The sequence below is a fragment of the Barnesiella sp. CU968 genome, from assembly GCF_905219685.1.
Taxonomy (GTDB): domain Bacteria; phylum Bacteroidota; class Bacteroidia; order Bacteroidales; family Muribaculaceae; genus Lepagella; species Lepagella muris_A.
The window spans coordinates 1-2292 of sequence record NZ_CAJMXD010000434.1 but is presented as its reverse complement, the minus strand read 5'-3'; the positions used below and the strand labels follow the sequence as shown (position 1 = coordinate 2292).

Genomic DNA, 2292 nt, shown 5'->3' with positions numbered 1-2292 from the left:
CCAGAAAATCGCGTAACCAACATGAATACAGAGTTTAACAATTTCGCATTAACAGATTTTAAGAGACGCCAGTGTATGAATTACATGTTTTAATGATTCAGAATATGACATAAGAATGCCCATTATTTGCGTTGTTTTGCGCAAAGATACGCAAAAATGATGACATAGACGCATAGATTCTGATTTTGCTGCCAACTTCAAGCCAACCGGCTTATAAAAACTCCAACCACCCACAACCACGTAACAACCATATTAAGATGCAAAACCGTTTGAGTGTATATCTAAAAGTGGTTGTTACGCGGTTGTGAATGGTTGGAGAATATCCTGAATATCGCCTCCTCGTCTATCTTTGCCCAGTCTACTTCCTTCGAGAATGCCTCGCGGTATGTCTTCTCGGTATGGATGCCCATACGTTCCAGTTTAATTAAAATTTTACCGAATCATTATTATATAGGGACTTGGGAGAAATTTTTATTTTTTTGTCAATTTTTTTTGCAATCTCAAAAAAATGTCATACCTTTGCGGTGTACTAATATACTAATACACTAACAAACTATAATATGCTAAACATCAAAAACTGCACTTTCAACTATAAACGAAAGGGAGTGCCAACAATCGACAACTTCTCCCTCAGGCTTGAAGAAGGTGGTGTTTACGGACTTCTCGGTTCTAACGGAGTAGGAAAATCCACCCTCCTGCAGCTTATATGCGGACTGCTCACCCCTGATTCAGGTGAAGTGACTCTAAACGGAATAAACACAAGACTGCGTCGACCCTCCACACTTGACCAGATATTTCTTGTGCCGGAGGAAATCGGACTTCCCGCATTGAAACTCGATACTTTCATTTCGCTGAACGGGGCTTTCTATCCCAATTTCTCCAAAGAGGATATGTACCGTCATCTCGACACATTCGGTCTTGACAGAAACATTGTGCTCGACAAACTTTCGATGGGACAGAAAAAGAAAGTCGCGCTCGCATTCGCCATGGCATGCAACACAAAAATCCTTCTGATGGATGAGCCTACAAACGGGCTTGACATTCCTGCGAAAAGCGCCTTCAGAAAATTTATCATCGAATCAATGAGCGACGACAGGATTTTTGTAATCTCAACCCATCAAGTCAGAGATGTCAGCCAGATTCTCGACCATATTCTGATAATGGATAAAAGCAAAGTGCTGATTGACCGCACTGTAAACGAGATTCAAGATAAGCTTAAGTTTCTTGACACAACAGACGCAAGCCTCATCGAAAAGGCTGTCTACGCCGCCAAGGGACTCGGTGGCGCGTCAATCATTCTTCCCAATGACCAGGGCGATGACTCCGAATTGAATCTTGAACTTCTCTTCGATTTCGCAGTGACCGACCCGGAACGGCTAAATTCCATTTTCAAAAGCTAAGAAACTGTTTACTAAACTTTTTCTAAACAAGCAGTCACAAACAGATTTACAAATACCCTTATATTAAAAACAAGTTTCATGACTAACGATATTTTTTCATCGAGACGTTTCTGCCTATTTATAAAACAATATGCGGGAGAAAACAAAAAGAGATTTCTTCAGATGACACTGGGAATCCTTGGGATGCTGATATTCTGTACTTCAATATTGCCGGTAATCACGGGGTGCTACCTGCATCCTTCATACAACGGCATTGATACAATGTGGAATAAAGAGGAATCCATGTTCAGCTTTCTGCTTTTCCTCATTGTGATAATAAGCGCGGCATCCACATTCTCATCATATGATTCGAAGATCAAAAGGATCTCCGCACTCACCTTGCCGGCTTCAACACTTGAGAAGTTCGCCACATGCATACTCTTTAATGTCGTGGCAATTTACATAGTGTTTTTCGCCGGAGTCCTTATAGCTGACCAGATACGCGTGTGGACCGCACCCATATATGCCGATCCTGGTGCTGTAATCAAGCCGATTCCGCTCAGTTATCTTTTCTCATTCGGCTATATCGACGGTAATACGGACATCTCCACTTTTATCAACGACGAGTTCATGCAGGCAATCACAATGTTCACAATCACCGGACTTCTGGGACTTCAGGCATTCTTCACGTTATGCTCGGCGATATGGCCGAAACGCGCAAGACTTTCCGGATTTGTCTCATTGGTAGGCATATCCATCGCATTCAACACCATTTTGTTCTTTTCATTCAGACTCGTTCTCAACATGTACGGAATGTCTTTCAAATTCAGATGGGAAGAGCAATTCAGAGAAATGGGCATGCCGACATTCNTGACAATATTCTATACCATAAACATAATTATAATCATTGGAT

The 2292-nt window shown here is 41.7% G+C and carries 2 protein-coding genes; one reads left to right on the top strand and one right to left on the bottom strand.

What is annotated here, in order from left to right:
* Positions 1–281 precede the first annotated feature (281 nt).
* Positions 282–410: a hypothetical protein gene (locus JX312_RS14250; protein WP_255563927.1), complete on the bottom strand. Its 129-nt coding sequence runs from the start codon at positions 408–410 to the stop codon at positions 282–284.
* 150 nt (positions 411–560) lie between these two features.
* Between JX312_RS14250 and JX312_RS12455 the strand changes: the two genes are divergently transcribed.
* Positions 561–1400 carry an ATP-binding cassette domain-containing protein gene (locus JX312_RS12455; protein ID WP_123407471.1) on the top strand — a complete coding sequence of 280 codons (840 nt, stop codon included), beginning with the start codon at positions 561–563 and terminating at the stop codon, positions 1398–1400.
* Positions 1401–2292 lie beyond the last annotated feature (892 nt).